The organism is Pseudomonas sp. R43(2017), assembly GCF_002112345.1.
Taxonomy (GTDB): Bacteria; Pseudomonadota; Gammaproteobacteria; order Pseudomonadales; family Pseudomonadaceae; genus Aquipseudomonas; species Aquipseudomonas kribbensis.
In genome coordinates this window covers 326,516-339,860 of the sequence record NZ_NEHJ01000002.1, presented here as the reverse complement: position 1 = coordinate 339,860, position 13,345 = coordinate 326,516, and the positions used below count along the sequence as shown (strand labels likewise).

Genomic DNA, 13,345 nt, shown 5'->3' with positions numbered 1-13,345 from the left:
CGCCGCCATGAAGAAATTTATCCACAGCCTCGCGCCCTGGGCGTTGCCGGTGTTGCTGCTGGCGGTGTGGCAGTTGTCGGTGTCGGCGGGCTGGTTGTCGACGCGGATTCTGCCGGCACCGGTGGCGGTGGTAGAAGCCGGCGTGAGTCTGGTGCGCAGCGGTGAAATCTGGACGCACCTGGCAATCAGCGGCTGGCGCGCCGCGCTGGGCTTCACCATCGGTGGCAGCATCGGTCTGGTGCTGGGCTTCATCACAGGTCTGTCGAAGTGGGGCGAGCGCCTGCTCGACAGCTCGGTGCAGATGATCCGCAACGTGCCGCACCTGGCGCTGATTCCGTTGGTGATCCTGTGGTTCGGCATTGACGAGTCGGCGAAGATTTTCCTGGTGGCGTTGGGCACGCTGTTCCCGATCTACCTCAACACCTACCACGGCATCCGTAACGTCGACCCGGCGCTGGTGGAGATGGCGCGCAGCTATGGCCTGTCCGGTTTCAGCCTGTTCTGGCAGGTGATCTTGCCGGGCGCGTTGCCTTCCATTCTGGTCGGTGTGCGCTTCGCGCTGGGCTTCATGTGGCTGACGCTGATCGTGGCGGAAACCATCTCCGCCAGCTCCGGCATCGGTTATCTGGCGATGAATGCCCGGGAGTTCCTGCAGACCGACGTGGTGGTGCTGGCGATTCTGCTCTACGCGGTGCTCGGCAAACTGGCCGACCTCGCGGCCCGTGGACTTGAACGTGTGTGGCTGCGTTGGCATCCGGCCTATCAAGTGGCGAAAGGAGGTGCGGCATGACGGCTCAACAACCTCCACGTCTGCTGCGCGGGATTCCGCTGGTGGTGCGCAACCTGCAAAAGACCTTCGGCGCGCGGCAGGTGCTGCGTGACATCGACCTGCACATTCCGGCGGGGCAGTTCGTCGCCGTGGTCGGGCGCAGCGGCTGTGGCAAGAGCACCTTGCTGCGCCTGCTCGCCGGCCTCGATCAGCCCACCGGCGGCGATCTGCTTGCGGGTGCCGCACCGCTCAGCGATGCCCGCGAAGACACCCGGCTGATGTTCCAGGAAGCACGGCTGCTGCCGTGGAAAAAGATCATCGACAACGTCGGTCTCGGGCTTAAAGGCAACTGGCGTCCGCAAGCCCTGGAGGCGCTGGATGCCGTCGGCCTGGCGGATCGCGCCAATGAGTGGCCGGCGGCTTTGTCCGGCGGGCAGAAGCAGCGTGTGGCGTTGGCCCGGGCCTTGATCCATCAACCGCGTCTGCTGTTGCTCGATGAGCCGCTGGGCGCACTGGACGCGCTGACCCGGATCGAGATGCAGCAACTGATCGAACGTCTCTGGCAACAGCATGGTTTCACCGTGTTGCTGGTGACCCACGATGTCAGCGAAGCGGTGGCGATTGCCGACCGGGTGATTCTGATCGAGGACGGCGAAGTCGGCCTCGACCTGCAAGTGGAGCTGCCGCGCCCTCGGGTCCGTGGCTCCCATCGGCTGGCCGCGCTGGAAACCGAAGTGCTCAACCGTGTGTTGTCCCTGCCCGGCGAGCCGCCGGCGCCGGAACCCGTTTCACCCTTGCCTACGCAACTGCGTTGGGCTCAATAACTCAAGCAAACGACAGGAATCAATGCCATGACTATCAAAGCCATCAACGTACGCAACCAGTTCAAAGGCGCGATCAAGGAGATCGTTCTCGGCGACGTGCTGTCGGAAATCGACGTGCAGACCGCCTCCGGCATCGTCACTTCGGTGATCACCACCCGTTCGGTCAAGGAGCTGGAACTGGAGGTCGGCAGCGAAGTGATCGCCTTCGTGAAATCCACCGAGGTGTCCATCGCCAAGTTGTAAGCCTGTGAGTAAAAAACAACCCCGAAGGGTGTGAGCCCTTCGGGGTTTTTTCATGGTTTGAGATCGGTGGTGCTGCCTTCGCGAGCAAGCCCGCTCCCACAGGGGATGGTATTCCAAATGTGGGAGCGGGCTTGCTCGCGAAGAGGCCGATCAGGACGCTAGAGAATTCTCTTGGGCAGATAGGGCGGCAGATACAGCCCGATGTAGGCATCGAACACCCGCATTCCTTCCTCGGCCATGCGCGGGGTGATCTGCCCGTGCTGCTGTACTGAACGGGCGTAGACGCGGTCGCCCAGTTCCATGGCCAGGGCGAACACATCGACGTCATCCGGCAGCTTGGGCAGTTCGAAGTGATGATCGAACAGCTTGTGCATCAGGTCGCCGAGTTCGAGGTCATGCTGGCGGTCGGCCTGGGTGACTTCGGTCAGGCCGTGTTGCGCGAGGATCAGTTGGCGGGCGGCGGCGTCTTCGTCGTAGATCTCCAGCATCCGTTGCTCGACCAGCCGGGACAGGTCGCGCCAGTCGCGCAGGGCGTCGTGATCGATCGGCGCTTGCAGGCAGGCGCGGAAGGCGGCGTGGACATCTGCCGTCAGGCCTTCGAGCAAGGCCGGAACGCTGGCGAAGAAATGGTAGACCGAGGAGGGCGGGATCTGCGCCCGTTCGGCCACGCTGTAGACCGACAGGCTCGCCACGCCCTCGGCGGCCAGCAGCGTGCGCGCGGCGTCGAGTATCGAATCGATTCGTGCCTGACTGCGGGCACGGGGTTTGCGGACGGGGGCGGGACGCGTCATGAAAGTCTCCTGCGGGGCAGCGGGCATTGTACGCAGAGCTTGAATCTCTGCCACAGAGGCCAATAAAAAAACGCCGCGGGCTGGGAAGCCAACGGCGTTTTCATGTGCTGCAGTCCGCTTAAACGGTGTGCAGGTACCAGTTGTACTCAAGGTCGGAGATGGAGTGTTCGAACTCCTCCAGCTCGCTTTCCTTGCAGGCGACGAAGATATCGATGTACTTGGGATCGATGTACTTGGCCATCACCTCGCTGTCGTCCAGCTCGCGCAGGGCATCGCGCAAGTTGTTCGGCAGGCTCTGCTCGTTCTGCTCGTAGCTGTTGCCTTCGGTCGGGGCCGGTGGCTCGATCTTGTTGGTCAGGCCGTGATGCACGCCCGCCAGGACCGAAGCCATCAACAGGTACGGGTTGGCGTCGGCGCCGGCAACGCGGTGTTCCAGGCGGACCGCATCGGCGGAGCCGGTCGGTACGCGCAGGGCCACGGTGCGGTTGTCCAGGCCCCAGCTCGGCGAGTTCGGCACGTAGAACTGTGCGCCGAAACGACGGTAGGAGTTGACGTTGGGGCAGAGGAAAGCCATCTGCGCGGGCAGGGTCTCGAGCACACCGCCGATCGCGTGACGCAGCGCGGCGTTCTGCTCGGGATCCTCGCTGGCAAAAATGTTTTTGCCATCTTTGTCGAGAACCGAAATGTGCACATGCAGACCGTTGCCTGCCTGGCCAGGGTACGGCTTGGCCATGAAGGTGGTGTCCATTTCATGGTCGTAGGCGATGTTCTTGATCAGACGCTTGAGCAGTACCGCGTAGTCGCAAGCCTTGATCGGGTCGGCGACGTGGTGCAGGTTCACTTCGAACTGCGCCGGGGCACTTTCCTTGACGATGGCGTCGGCCGGGATGCCTTGCTCTTTCGCACCTTCCAGAATGTCCTGGAGGCAGTCGACGTATTCGTCGAGGTCGTCGATCAGGTAGACCTGGGTCGAATGCGGACGTTTGCCGGAGATCGGCGAGCGTGGCGGCTGAGGGCGGCCGTTCACGTTTTCCTGGTCGATCAGGTAGAACTCGAGTTCGAATGCGGCGCAGATGGTCAAGCCCAGCTCGTCAAACTTTGCAACAACTTGACGGAGCACTTCGCGCGGGTCGGCGAAGAAAGGGTCACCTTCGAGTTCGTGCATGGTCATCAGCAGTTGCGCGGTCGGGCGCTTTTGCCATGGCTCGTTGCACAGGGTATCGGGGATTGGATAGCAGATACGGTCGGCGTCGCCGATGTCCAGGCCCAGGCCGGTGCTTTCCACCGTCGAACCATTGATATCCAGAGCAAATAGAGAGGCCGGCAGGTTGATGCCTTTCTCGTAAACCTTGTGGAGGCTGGTGCGTTCGATGCGCTTGCCGCGCACCACACCATTCATATCCGCAATCAGAAGGTCAACGTACAGAACCTCAGGATGTTCCTTAAGGAACGCGTTCGCTTCGTTAAGCTGAACGGCACGCGGGGGTACCGACATGATGCAACACCTTTGTTGTTAAAAATATCAATCATTGATCTTTTCTGGTTTCAGTCAACCCGAACGGCATGCCGAAGTCAAGCGAGGCCTTTTTTGCCCCGAAAAAGCGCCACGAGGGCATTTATGGGGCACTTTGGGGCATTTTTTTATCCGTGAAAGACGCGCCACCCGCAGGCTTGAGCAGGCCGTGTTGTATTTTTTACGGGGGTGTTGTGTAAAAAAATGAACAAGGCTAAGCTCGGGTCAAACCCATAACAGCAATAATACCGGGGTGCTTCATGTCTCGCCTGCCGTTAATCGGCGTCACCGGCTGCTCCGTGCAGTGCGGTCTGCATGCTTATCACATCAGTGGCGACACGTCCGTCCGCAGCGCAGCCGACAGCCAGGCTCGCATTCTGCCAGTGATCTCTTTGTCCATGGCGGATCAGGCGCCGGCGTCCGATATTCTGGACGCGGGGAAGGGCATCCTCTTCAGCGGTTCTCCTTTCAATATAGATCTCTTTCCTGCTCCCGGCCTGCACCGCGCCCGTCGCCGTGCCCGTGATTCTGCACACCCTGGATGTGCACAGGAAATGCAACGCCAGCGTAAAGGGCAGGTAAGCTCCTCCTTCATTGTCGATGCGCGGTGCCAGGCGTAAGCCGGTACTGCGCGCAAACAAGCCCCCTTTAACGCGACGCCCCGTGCGTCAAACCTGCCTGACACGTGTCAGGAGACTCAGCCCAGAGGCATTTATGAGCAACAACCTCGACCAGCTCACCGATTGGTTGAAAGACCACAAGATCACAGAAGTCGAATGCATGATCGGCGACTTGACCGGCATTACCCGGGGCAAGATCTCGCCGACCAACAAGTTCATCGCCGAAAAAGGCATGCGCCTGCCAGAGAGCGTTCTGTTGCAGACCGTGACCGGCGACTACGTCGAAGACGACATCTATTACGAACTGCTCGACCCGGCCGACATCGACATGATCTGCCGCCCCGACCAGAACGCCGTGTACCTGGTGCCATGGGCCATCGAGCCGACCGCCCAGGTGATCCACGACACCTACGACAAGCAAGGCAACCCGATCGAGCTGTCGCCGCGCAACGTGCTCAAGAAAGTCCTGAAACTCTATGCCGACAAAGGCTGGCAGCCGATCGTGGCGCCGGAAATGGAGTTCTACCTGACCAAACGCAGCGACGACCCTGACTATCCGTTGCAGCCGCCGGTCGGCCGTTCCGGGCGTCCGGAAATCGGTCGTCAGTCGTTCTCCATCGAAGCGGCGAACGAGTTCGACCCGCTGTTCGAAGACGTCTACGACTGGTGCGAACTGCAGGAGCTGGACCTCGACACGCTGATCCACGAGGACGGCACCGCGCAGATGGAAATCAACTTCCGTCACGGTGATGCCCTGTCCCTGGCTGACCAGATTCTGGTGTTCAAGCGCACCATGCGTGAGGCCGCCCTCAAGCACAACGTGGCCGCGACCTTCATGGCCAAGCCGATGACCGGCGAGCCGGGCAGTGCCATGCACCTGCACCAGAGCATCATCGACATCGAGACCGGCAAGAACGTGTTCTCCAATGACGACGGCACCATGAGCCAGCTGTTCCTGCATCACATTGGTGGCCTGCAGAAGCTGATCCCGGAACTGCTGCCGCTGTTCGCACCGAACGTCAACTCGTTCCGCCGCTTCCTGCCGGACACCTCGGCACCGGTGAACGTGGAGTGGGGCGAAGAAAACCGCACCGTGGGCCTGCGCGTCCCGGATGCCGGCCCGCAGAACCGCCGGGTGGAAAACCGCCTGCCGGGCGCTGACGCCAACCCGTACCTGGCGATTGCCGCGAGCCTGCTCTGCGGCTACATCGGCATGGTCGAAGGCATCAACCCGAGCGCACCGGTGGTGGGCCGTGGTTACGAGCGCCGCAACCTGCGCCTGCCGCTGACCATCGAAGACGCGCTGGAGCGTATGGAAAACAGCGCAACCATCGAGAAATACCTGGGCAAGACCTTCATCACCGGCTATGTCGCGGTCAAGCGGGCCGAGCATGAAAACTTCAAGCGCGTGATCAGTTCCTGGGAGCGTGAGTACCTGCTCTTCGCCGTCTGATACGCCGGGCGCGGTGGCCAGCCGCCGCGCCTTCACCGATAACAAGGAGAATTGGCATGACCAGCAACAACCCGCAAACCCGTGAGTGGCAAGCCCTCAGCAGCGAGCACCACCTGGCCCCGTTCAGCGACTTCAAGCAGCTGAAAGAAAAGGGTCCGCGGATCATCACCAACGCCAAGGGCGTGTACCTGTGGGACAGTGAGGGCAACAAGATCCTCGATGGCATGGCGGGTCTGTGGTGCGTGGCGATCGGTTATGGCCGCGATGAGCTGGCGGATGCTGCCGCCAAACAGATGCGCGAACTGCCTTACTACAACCTGTTCTTCCAGACCGCGCACCCGCCGGCACTGGAGCTGGCCAAGGCCATTGCCGACGTGGCGCCTGAGGGCATGAACCACGTGTTCTTCACCGGTTCCGGCTCCGAAGGCAACGACACCATGCTGCGCATGGTTCGCCACTACTGGGCGATCAAGGGCCAGCCGAACAAGAAAGTCATCATCAGCCGCAAGAACGGTTACCACGGCTCCACCGTGGCCGGCGCCAGCCTGGGCGGCATGACCTACATGCACGAGCAGGGCGACCTGCCGATCCCGGGCATCGTCCATATCGCCCAGCCGTACTGGTTCGCCGAAGGCGGCGACATGACCCCGGAAGAGTTCGGGATCTGGGCGGCCAATCAGTTGGAAGAAAAGATTCTCGAAGTCGGCGTCGACAACGTCGGTGCCTTCATTGCCGAGCCGATCCAGGGCGCCGGCGGCGTGATCATTCCGCCAGACACCTACTGGCCGCGCATCAAGGAAATCCTCGCCAAGTACGACATCCTGTTCGTGGCGGACGAAGTGATCTGCGGTTTCGGCCGTACCGGCGAATGGTTCGGCAGCGATTTCTACGACCTCAAGCCGCACATGATGACCATCGCCAAGGGCCTGACGTCCGGCTACATCCCGATGGGTGGCCTGATCGTGCGTGACGAAGTGGTGGCGGTGCTCAACGAGGGCGGCGATTTCAACCACGGCTTCACCTACTCCGGTCACCCGGTGGCGGCGGCGGTGGGTCTGGAAAACATCCGGATCCTGCGCGACGAAAAAATTATCGAGAACGCACACAACGAAACGGCACCGTATTTGCAGAAACGTCTGCGCGAACTGAACGATCACCCGTTGGTGGGGGAAGTGCGCGGGGTTGGTCTGCTGGGGGCCATCGAGCTGGTGCAGGACAAGGCCACTCGCAAGCGTTACGAAGGCAAGGGTGTGGGCATGATCTGCCGCCAGTTCTGCTTCGACAACGGACTGATCATGCGCGCCGTGGGCGACACTATGATCATTGCGCCGCCGCTGGTGATCAGCAAGGCGGAGATCGATGAGCTGGTTACAAAAGCACGCAAGTGCCTGGACCTGACCCTCAGTGCATTGCAGGGCTAAGTGCTAGGCTTCGAGCGATGGAGCTGTTGCGCTGTCGCTCGGAGCAGTTGGAAAGGCTGGTCTTTTCTTGAAAGACCGCCTCGTATCTTGCCAGACTAGCCGCGGTTCCAGTTGTCCGGGTTCGGCCGCTGAACAAAGTGGTTCAAAAAAGAAAAATTTGGAGCATGACGCATGAAGGCATTAGGTAAAAAGCTTGCTGGCAAGACACTTCTGGCCCTGTCCGTCGCGGGCATGATGGCGGGCGCGGTTCACGCGGACGACAAAGTGCTGCACGTCTACAACTGGTCCGACTACATCGCTCCGGACACTATTGCGAACTTCGAGAAAGAGTCGGGGATCAAGGTCGTCTACGACGTATTCGATTCCAACGAAACCCTGGAAGCCAAGCTGCTGGCGGGCAAGTCCGGCTACGACGTGGTCGTGCCGTCCAACAACTTCCTGGCCAAGCAGATCAAGGCCGGCGTGTACCAGGAACTGGATCGCTCCAAGCTGCCTAACTGGAAGAACCTGAACCAGGACCTGCTCAAGGCCGTGTCGGTCAGCGACCCGGACAACAAGCACGCCTTCCCGTACATGTGGGGTTCGATCGGCATCGGCTACAACCCGGAGAAGGTCAAGGCTGCGCTGGGCGTCGACAAGATCGATTCCTGGGACGTGCTGCTGAAGCCGGAAAACATCGCCAAGCTCAAGGGCTGCGGTGTGAGCTTCCTCGATTCGCCGACCGAGATGCTGCCGGTCGCGCTGCACTACCTGGGCCTGCCAACCGACTCCCAGAAGAAAGAAGACATCAAGAAAGCCGAGGACCTGTTCCTCAAGATTCGTCCTTCGATCACCTACTTCCACTCCTCCAAGTACATCTCGGACCTGGCCAACGGCAACATCTGCGTAGCGGTCGGCTACTCGGGTGACGTGCAGCAGGCCAAGTCCCGTGCCGCCGAGGCCGGTGACAAGGTGAAAGTCAGCTACGCCATTCCGAAGGAAGGCGCTGGCAGCTTCTTCGACATGGTCGCCATTCCGAAGGATGCCGAAAACGTTGAAGGCGCCTACAAGTTCATGACCTTCCTGCAGAAGCCTGAAGTCATGGCCGGCATCACCAACGCCGTACGCTTCCCGAACGGTAACGCTGCTGCAACACCACTGGTAGAGAAAGACATCACCAGCGATCCAGGCATCTACCCGCCAGCCGACGTGCAGGCCAAGCTGTATGCCATCGCCGATCTGCCGGCGGCAACCCAGCGTGAAATGACGCGCAGCTGGACCAAGATCAAATCCGGCAAATAAGCCGGTTTGAAGCCGCAACCGCTGGCCGTCGCCTTCACCCGGGCGGCCAGCGGTGCAATTAAATGACAGAAAGTTTTGCTGGAACGGTTTTTCGAGGGTAAGTTGCGCGCCGGTTTTGTTGCCGGGCAACCGTGGCTGTCATGCAGCGCGGGGCAACTTGGGCCCAACTAAATTAGAGGACCTCCACTTGCCTATTTTTTCTTCTTTGCGCAATGCCCTGCTGGCCGCTGCCGGCCTGACGTTCGCTGTCGGTGCCCAAGCCGCCGGTACTGTGCATATTTATAACTGGTCGGATTACATCGGCGAGACCACCCTGGCCGATTTCCAGAAAGAAACCGGGATCAAGCCGGTCTACGACGTGTTCGATTCCAACGAAACCCTGGAAGGCAAACTGCTCGCCGGGCGCACCGGTTACGACGTGGTCGTGCCGTCGAACCACTTCCTCGGCAAGCAGATCAAGGCGGGCGCGTTCCAGAAGCTCGACAAGGCGCAGCTGACGAACTACGCCAATCTCGACCCGGTGCTGCTCAAGCGCCTGGAACAGAACGACCCGGGCAACCAGTACGCCGTGCCGTACCTGTGGGGCACCAACGGCATCGGCTACAACGTCGACAAAGTGAAAGCCGTGCTCGGCGTCGACAAGATCGATTCCTGGAGCGTGCTGTTCGAACCCGAGAACATCAAGAAGCTGCACAGCTGCGGCGTGGCGTTCCTCGATTCGGCCGATGAAATGATGCCGACCGTGCTCAACTACATGGGCCTGAACGCCAACAGCACCGATCCCAAGGATTACGAGAAAGCCACGGCCAAATTGCTGGCGGTGCGTCCTTACGTGACCTACTTCCACTCCTCGAAATACATCGGCGACCTGGCCAACGGCGACATTTGCGTGGCCATCGGTTTCTCCGGCGACATCTTCCAGGCCAAACACCGTGCCGAAGAAGCCAAGAAGGGCGTCAACATCGCCTACGCCATCCCGAAAGAGGGCGGCGCGCTCTGGTTCGACATGCTGGCGATTCCGAAGGATTCGGCCAACGTCAAAGAAGCCCACGCCTTCATCAACTATTTGCTGAAACCTGAGGTGATTGCCCAGGTCAGTGATTACGTCGGTTACGCCAACCCCAACCCGGGTTCGGACAAGCTGATGGAGCAGTCCATCCGCACCGACGAAGCGGTTTATCCACCGCAGGCCGTCCTCGACAAGACCTATGTGTCGATCGAGTTGCCACCGAATATTCAGCGTTTGATGACCCGCAGCTGGACCAAGGTCAAGTCGGGTAAATAACGCGCAAACCATCCTGGGTTCGTCTTGCGTGGGCGAACTGCACTCTTTTTTTTCTGGGAGTTTCGTAAATGGCAGTTGCCTCCGGCGCCTATAAGAAAGCCCTCGAGGGCGACCAGACACCGAAACAGGTGCTGGTTAAAATCGACCGGGTCACGAAGAAGTTCGACGAGACGGTTGCCGTGGACGATGTGTCCCTGGAAATCAAGAAGGGCGAGATCTTCGCCCTGCTCGGCGGTTCGGGATCGGGCAAATCCACTCTGCTGCGGATGCTGGCAGGGTTCGAACGGCCCACGGAGGGGCGCATTTTCCTCGACGGCGTCGACATCACCGACATGCCGCCGTACGAGCGACCGATCAACATGATGTTCCAGTCCTACGCTCTGTTCCCGCACATGACCGTGGCGCAGAACATCGCGTTCGGCCTCAAGCAGGACAAGATCCCGGCAGCCGAGATCGACGCCCGCGTGGCCGAGATGCTCAAGCTGGTGCAGATGAGCCAGTACGCCAAGCGCAAGCCGCACCAGTTGTCCGGCGGCCAGCGTCAGCGTGTGGCGCTGGCGCGCTCGCTGGCCAAGCGGCCGAAGCTGTTGCTGCTCGACGAGCCGATGGGCGCGCTGGACAAGAAACTGCGTTCGCAGATGCAGCTGGAACTGGTCGAGATCATCGAGCGCGTCGGCGTGACCTGCGTGATGGTGACCCACGACCAGGAAGAGGCCATGACCATGGCCGAGCGCATCGCGATCATGCACCTGGGCTGGATCGCCCAGATCGGCAGCCCGATCGACATCTACGAAACCCCGACCAGCCGTCTGGTCTGCGAATTCATCGGCAACGTGAACATCTTCGAAGGCGAAGTGATCGACGACGCCGAAGGTCACGCGACCATCACCTGCAAGGACCTCGACCGGCAGATCTATGTCGGCCACGGCATCAGCACCTCGGTGCAGGACAAGTCCGTGACCTACGCGATCCGTCCGGAGAAGCTGCTGGTCACCGCCGAAATGCCGACCTGCGAGTACAACTGGTCCAGCGGCAAGGTGCACGACATCGCCTACCTCGGCGGGCACTCGGTGTTCTACGTCGAATTGCCGAGCGGCAAGCTGGTGCAGTCGTTCGTGGCCAACGCCGAACGCCGTGGCGCACGTCCGACCTGGGGCGATCAGGTCTACGTGTACTGGGAAGATGACAGCGGCGTGGTACTTCGCTCATGAACATGCGCAAATTCAAACGCCGGCTCAATCGAATAATTCCCGGTGGCCGCCAACTGGTCATCGGGGTGCCGTTCATCTGGCTGTTCCTGTTCTTCATGCTGCCGTTCTTCATCGTTCTGAAGATCAGCTTCGCCGAAGCGGACGTGGCCATTCCGCCGTACACCGAGATCTACACCTACGCCGAGCAGAAGCTGCAATTGCTGCTGAACCTGGGCAACTACGCGATGCTCGGCGACGACGAACTGTATATCTCGGCGTACCTCGGTTCGCTGAAGATGGCGTTCTTCAGCACGCTGCTGTGTCTGCTGATCGGCTACCCGATGGCCTATGCCATCGCCAGCGCCCGCAAGGAAGTGCAGACGGTGCTGGTGCTGCTGATCATGATGCCGACCTGGACCGCGATCCTGATCCGCGTTTACGCGTGGATGGGCATCCTCAGCAACAACGGCCTGCTCAACGGTTTCCTGATGAGCATGGGCTTGATTGACGAGCCGCTGCAGATCCTCAACACCAACCTCGCGGTGTACATCGGCGTCGTCTATTCGTACCTGCCGTTCATGATCCTGCCGCTCTACGCCAACCTGGTTAAACACGACACCAGCCTGCTGGAAGCCGCGTCCGACCTGGGTTCGAGCACCTTCAACAGCTTCTGGAAAATCACTGTTCCGCTGTCCAAGAACGGCATCATCGCCGGCTGCATGCTGGTGTTCATCCCGGTGGTGGGCGAGTTCGTGATCCCGGAACTGCTCGGCGGTCCGGAAACCCTGATGATCGGTAAAGTGCTCTGGCAAGAGTTCTTCAACAACCGTGACTGGCCGGTGGCGTCCGCCCTGGCGGTGGTGATGCTGGCGATCCTGATCGTGCCGATCATCCTGTTCAACCGCAGTCAGGCCAAGGAAATGGAGGGTAAAGAATGAAGCGCTTCCGTTTCTCCAGCCTGATGCTGGTGCTCGGCCTGTTGTTCATCTACCTGCCGATGCTGATCCTGGTGATCTACTCGTTCAACGCCTCGAAACTGGTGACGGTGTGGGGCGGCTGGTCGATCAAGTGGTACGTCGGCCTGCTCGACAACACCCAGTTGATGGGCTCGGTGGTGCGCTCGCTGGAAATCGCCTGCTACACCGCCGTCGCGGCAGTGGCGCTGGGTACGCTGGCGGCCTTCGTGCTGACCCGCATCACCCGCTTCAAGGGCCGTACGCTGTTCGGTGGTCTGGTCACTGCGCCGCTGGTAATGCCTGAAGTGATCACCGGTCTGTCGCTGTTGCTGCTGTTCGTGGCCATGGCACAGATGATCGGCTGGCCCCAGGAGCGTGGCATCGTCACCATCTGGATCGCCCACACGACGTTCTGTGCGGCGTATGTGGCGGTGGTGGTGTCGGCGCGTCTGCGTGAGCTGGACCTGTCGATCGAAGAAGCGGCGATGGACCTGGGTGCGCGGCCGTGGAAGGTGTTCTTCCTGATCACCATCCCGATGATCGCACCGTCGCTGGCGGCGGGCGGCATGATGTCGTTCGCGCTGTCGCTGGACGACCTGGTGCTGGCGAGCTTCGTCTCCGGCCCGGGCTCGACGACCCTGCCGATGGAAGTGTTCTCGGCCGTGCGTCTGGGCGTGAAGCCCGAGATCAACGCTGTGGCCAGCCTGATTCTGCTGGCGGTGTCGCTGGTGACCTTCATGGTCTGGTTCTTCAGCCGCCGTGCCGAAGAGTCGCGGCGCAAGGCGATCCAGCAAGCCATCGAAGAAGGCGCTGCCGACTCGTGGAAACAACCGGACGTGCGCCGGGCGCAGACGCCGGAAGCGGCTTAAGTAAGTGGGGTTGATCACAACTCTGTGATCAACCCCAATCCAAACTGTGGGAGCGAGCTTGCTCGCGAAAGCGGTGTGTCATTCAACATCAATGTTGGCAGATACGCCCCCTTCGCGAGCAAGCTCGCTC

At 60.7% G+C, this 13,345-nt stretch carries 13 protein-coding genes; 11 read left to right on the top strand and 2 right to left on the bottom strand.

Features of this window, described 5'->3' with window-relative positions:
* Positions 1-7 precede the first annotated feature (7 nt).
* The 3 genes from ssuC to CAG02_RS06120 are packed head-to-tail and all read left to right on the top strand — an operon-like array spanning position 8 to position 1,836.
* On the top strand, positions 8-790 hold the full coding sequence (gene ssuC, locus CAG02_RS06130) for an aliphatic sulfonate ABC transporter permease SsuC (RefSeq protein WP_085708991.1): 783 nt from the start codon (positions 8-10) through the stop codon (positions 788-790).
* Complete coding sequence (gene ssuB / locus CAG02_RS06125) at positions 787-1,593, top strand: aliphatic sulfonates ABC transporter ATP-binding protein (RefSeq protein ID WP_085708992.1); 807 nt, start codon at positions 787-789, stop codon at positions 1,591-1,593. Before ssuC ends, ssuB begins: the two co-directional genes overlap by 4 nt.
* 27 nt (positions 1,594-1,620) lie before the next feature.
* Complete coding sequence (locus CAG02_RS06120; protein WP_007953520.1) at positions 1,621-1,836, top strand: molybdopterin-binding protein; 216 nt, start codon at positions 1,621-1,623, stop codon at positions 1,834-1,836.
* 158 nt (positions 1,837-1,994) lie between these two features.
* Here CAG02_RS06120 and CAG02_RS06115 read toward each other — a convergent pair whose 3' ends face one another.
* Together CAG02_RS06115 and CAG02_RS06110 are read right to left on the bottom strand one after the other, a co-directional pair.
* On the bottom strand, positions 1,995-2,627 hold the full coding sequence (locus CAG02_RS06115; RefSeq protein ID WP_085708993.1) for a TetR/AcrR family transcriptional regulator: 633 nt from the start codon (positions 2,625-2,627) through the stop codon (positions 1,995-1,997).
* 118 nt (positions 2,628-2,745) lie between these two features.
* Entirely contained in the window at positions 2,746-4,122 is a 1,377-nt protein-coding gene (locus CAG02_RS06110) for a glutamine synthetase family protein (RefSeq protein ID WP_085581012.1), read from the bottom strand.
* Between the two features lie 278 nt (positions 4,123-4,400).
* Between CAG02_RS06110 and CAG02_RS30170 the strand changes: the two genes are divergently transcribed.
* The 8 genes from CAG02_RS30170 to CAG02_RS06070 all read left to right on the top strand — a co-directional run bounded on the left by CAG02_RS30170 (position 4,401) and on the right by CAG02_RS06070 (position 13,215).
* The gene (locus CAG02_RS30170; protein WP_139831841.1) at positions 4,401-4,760 is read left to right on the top strand and encodes a gamma-glutamyl-gamma-aminobutyrate hydrolase family protein; all 360 of its coding nucleotides are present in this window, start codon (positions 4,401-4,403) and stop codon (positions 4,758-4,760) included.
* 94 nt (positions 4,761-4,854) lie between these two features.
* Positions 4,855-6,213, top strand: a complete 1,359-nt coding sequence (locus CAG02_RS06100; protein ID WP_011336448.1) for a glutamine synthetase family protein — start codon at positions 4,855-4,857, stop codon at positions 6,211-6,213.
* A gap of 56 nt (positions 6,214-6,269) precedes the next feature.
* Entirely contained in the window at positions 6,270-7,634 is a 1,365-nt protein-coding gene (locus CAG02_RS06095) for an aspartate aminotransferase family protein (protein ID WP_085708995.1), read from the top strand.
* Positions 7,635-7,805: 171 nt separating this feature from the next.
* Positions 7,806-8,915 (top strand): polyamine ABC transporter substrate-binding protein, encoded by a 1,110-nt coding sequence (locus CAG02_RS06090; protein WP_085708996.1) that lies wholly within the window; start codon positions 7,806-7,808, stop codon positions 8,913-8,915.
* 187 nt (positions 8,916-9,102) lie between these two features.
* A complete protein-coding gene (locus CAG02_RS06085; RefSeq protein ID WP_085708997.1) occupies positions 9,103-10,200 on the top strand; it encodes a polyamine ABC transporter substrate-binding protein in 1,098 nt (365 codons plus the stop codon).
* A gap of 68 nt (positions 10,201-10,268) precedes the next feature.
* Positions 10,269-11,411 carry an ABC transporter ATP-binding protein gene (locus tag CAG02_RS06080; RefSeq protein WP_085708998.1) on the top strand — a complete coding sequence of 381 codons (1,143 nt, stop codon included), beginning with the start codon at positions 10,269-10,271 and terminating at the stop codon, positions 11,409-11,411.
* 35 nt (positions 11,412-11,446) lie between these two features.
* Complete coding sequence (locus CAG02_RS06075) at positions 11,447-12,328, top strand: ABC transporter permease subunit (RefSeq protein ID WP_170931574.1); 882 nt, start codon at positions 11,447-11,449, stop codon at positions 12,326-12,328.
* Positions 12,325-13,215, top strand: coding sequence for an ABC transporter permease subunit (locus CAG02_RS06070; RefSeq protein WP_085709000.1), 891 nt, complete (start codon positions 12,325-12,327; stop codon positions 13,213-13,215). The genes CAG02_RS06075 and CAG02_RS06070 overlap by 4 nt, the downstream gene beginning before the upstream one ends.
* The last annotated feature ends 130 nt before the right edge of the window (positions 13,216-13,345 follow it).

What these genes read in the sequence shown, in the direction of transcription:
- CAG02_RS30170 (WP_139831841.1), top strand. Translation starts at nt 4,401, where the DNA reads ATGTCTCGCCTGCCGTTAATCGGCGTCACCGGCTGCTCCGTGCAGTGC.
- ssuC (WP_085708991.1), top strand. Translation starts at nt 8, where the DNA reads ATGAAGAAATTTATCCACAGCCTCGCGCCCTGGGCGTTGCCGGTGTTG.
- CAG02_RS06095 (WP_085708995.1), top strand. Translation starts at nt 6,270, where the DNA reads ATGACCAGCAACAACCCGCAAACCCGTGAGTGGCAAGCCCTCAGCAGC.
- CAG02_RS06090 (WP_085708996.1), top strand. Translation starts at nt 7,806, where the DNA reads ATGAAGGCATTAGGTAAAAAGCTTGCTGGCAAGACACTTCTGGCCCTG.
- ssuB (WP_085708992.1), top strand. Translation starts at nt 787, where the DNA reads ATGACGGCTCAACAACCTCCACGTCTGCTGCGCGGGATTCCGCTGGTG.
- CAG02_RS06110 (WP_085581012.1), bottom strand. Translation starts at nt 4,122, where the DNA reads ATGTCGGTACCCCCGCGTGCCGTTCAGCTTAACGAAGCGAACGCGTTC.
- CAG02_RS06080 (WP_085708998.1), top strand. Translation starts at nt 10,269, where the DNA reads ATGGCAGTTGCCTCCGGCGCCTATAAGAAAGCCCTCGAGGGCGACCAG.
- CAG02_RS06100 (WP_011336448.1), top strand. Translation starts at nt 4,855, where the DNA reads ATGAGCAACAACCTCGACCAGCTCACCGATTGGTTGAAAGACCACAAG.
- CAG02_RS06115 (WP_085708993.1), bottom strand. Translation starts at nt 2,627, where the DNA reads ATGACGCGTCCCGCCCCCGTCCGCAAACCCCGTGCCCGCAGTCAGGCA.
- CAG02_RS06070 (WP_085709000.1), top strand. Translation starts at nt 12,325, where the DNA reads ATGAAGCGCTTCCGTTTCTCCAGCCTGATGCTGGTGCTCGGCCTGTTG.
- CAG02_RS06120 (WP_007953520.1), top strand. Translation starts at nt 1,621, where the DNA reads ATGACTATCAAAGCCATCAACGTACGCAACCAGTTCAAAGGCGCGATC.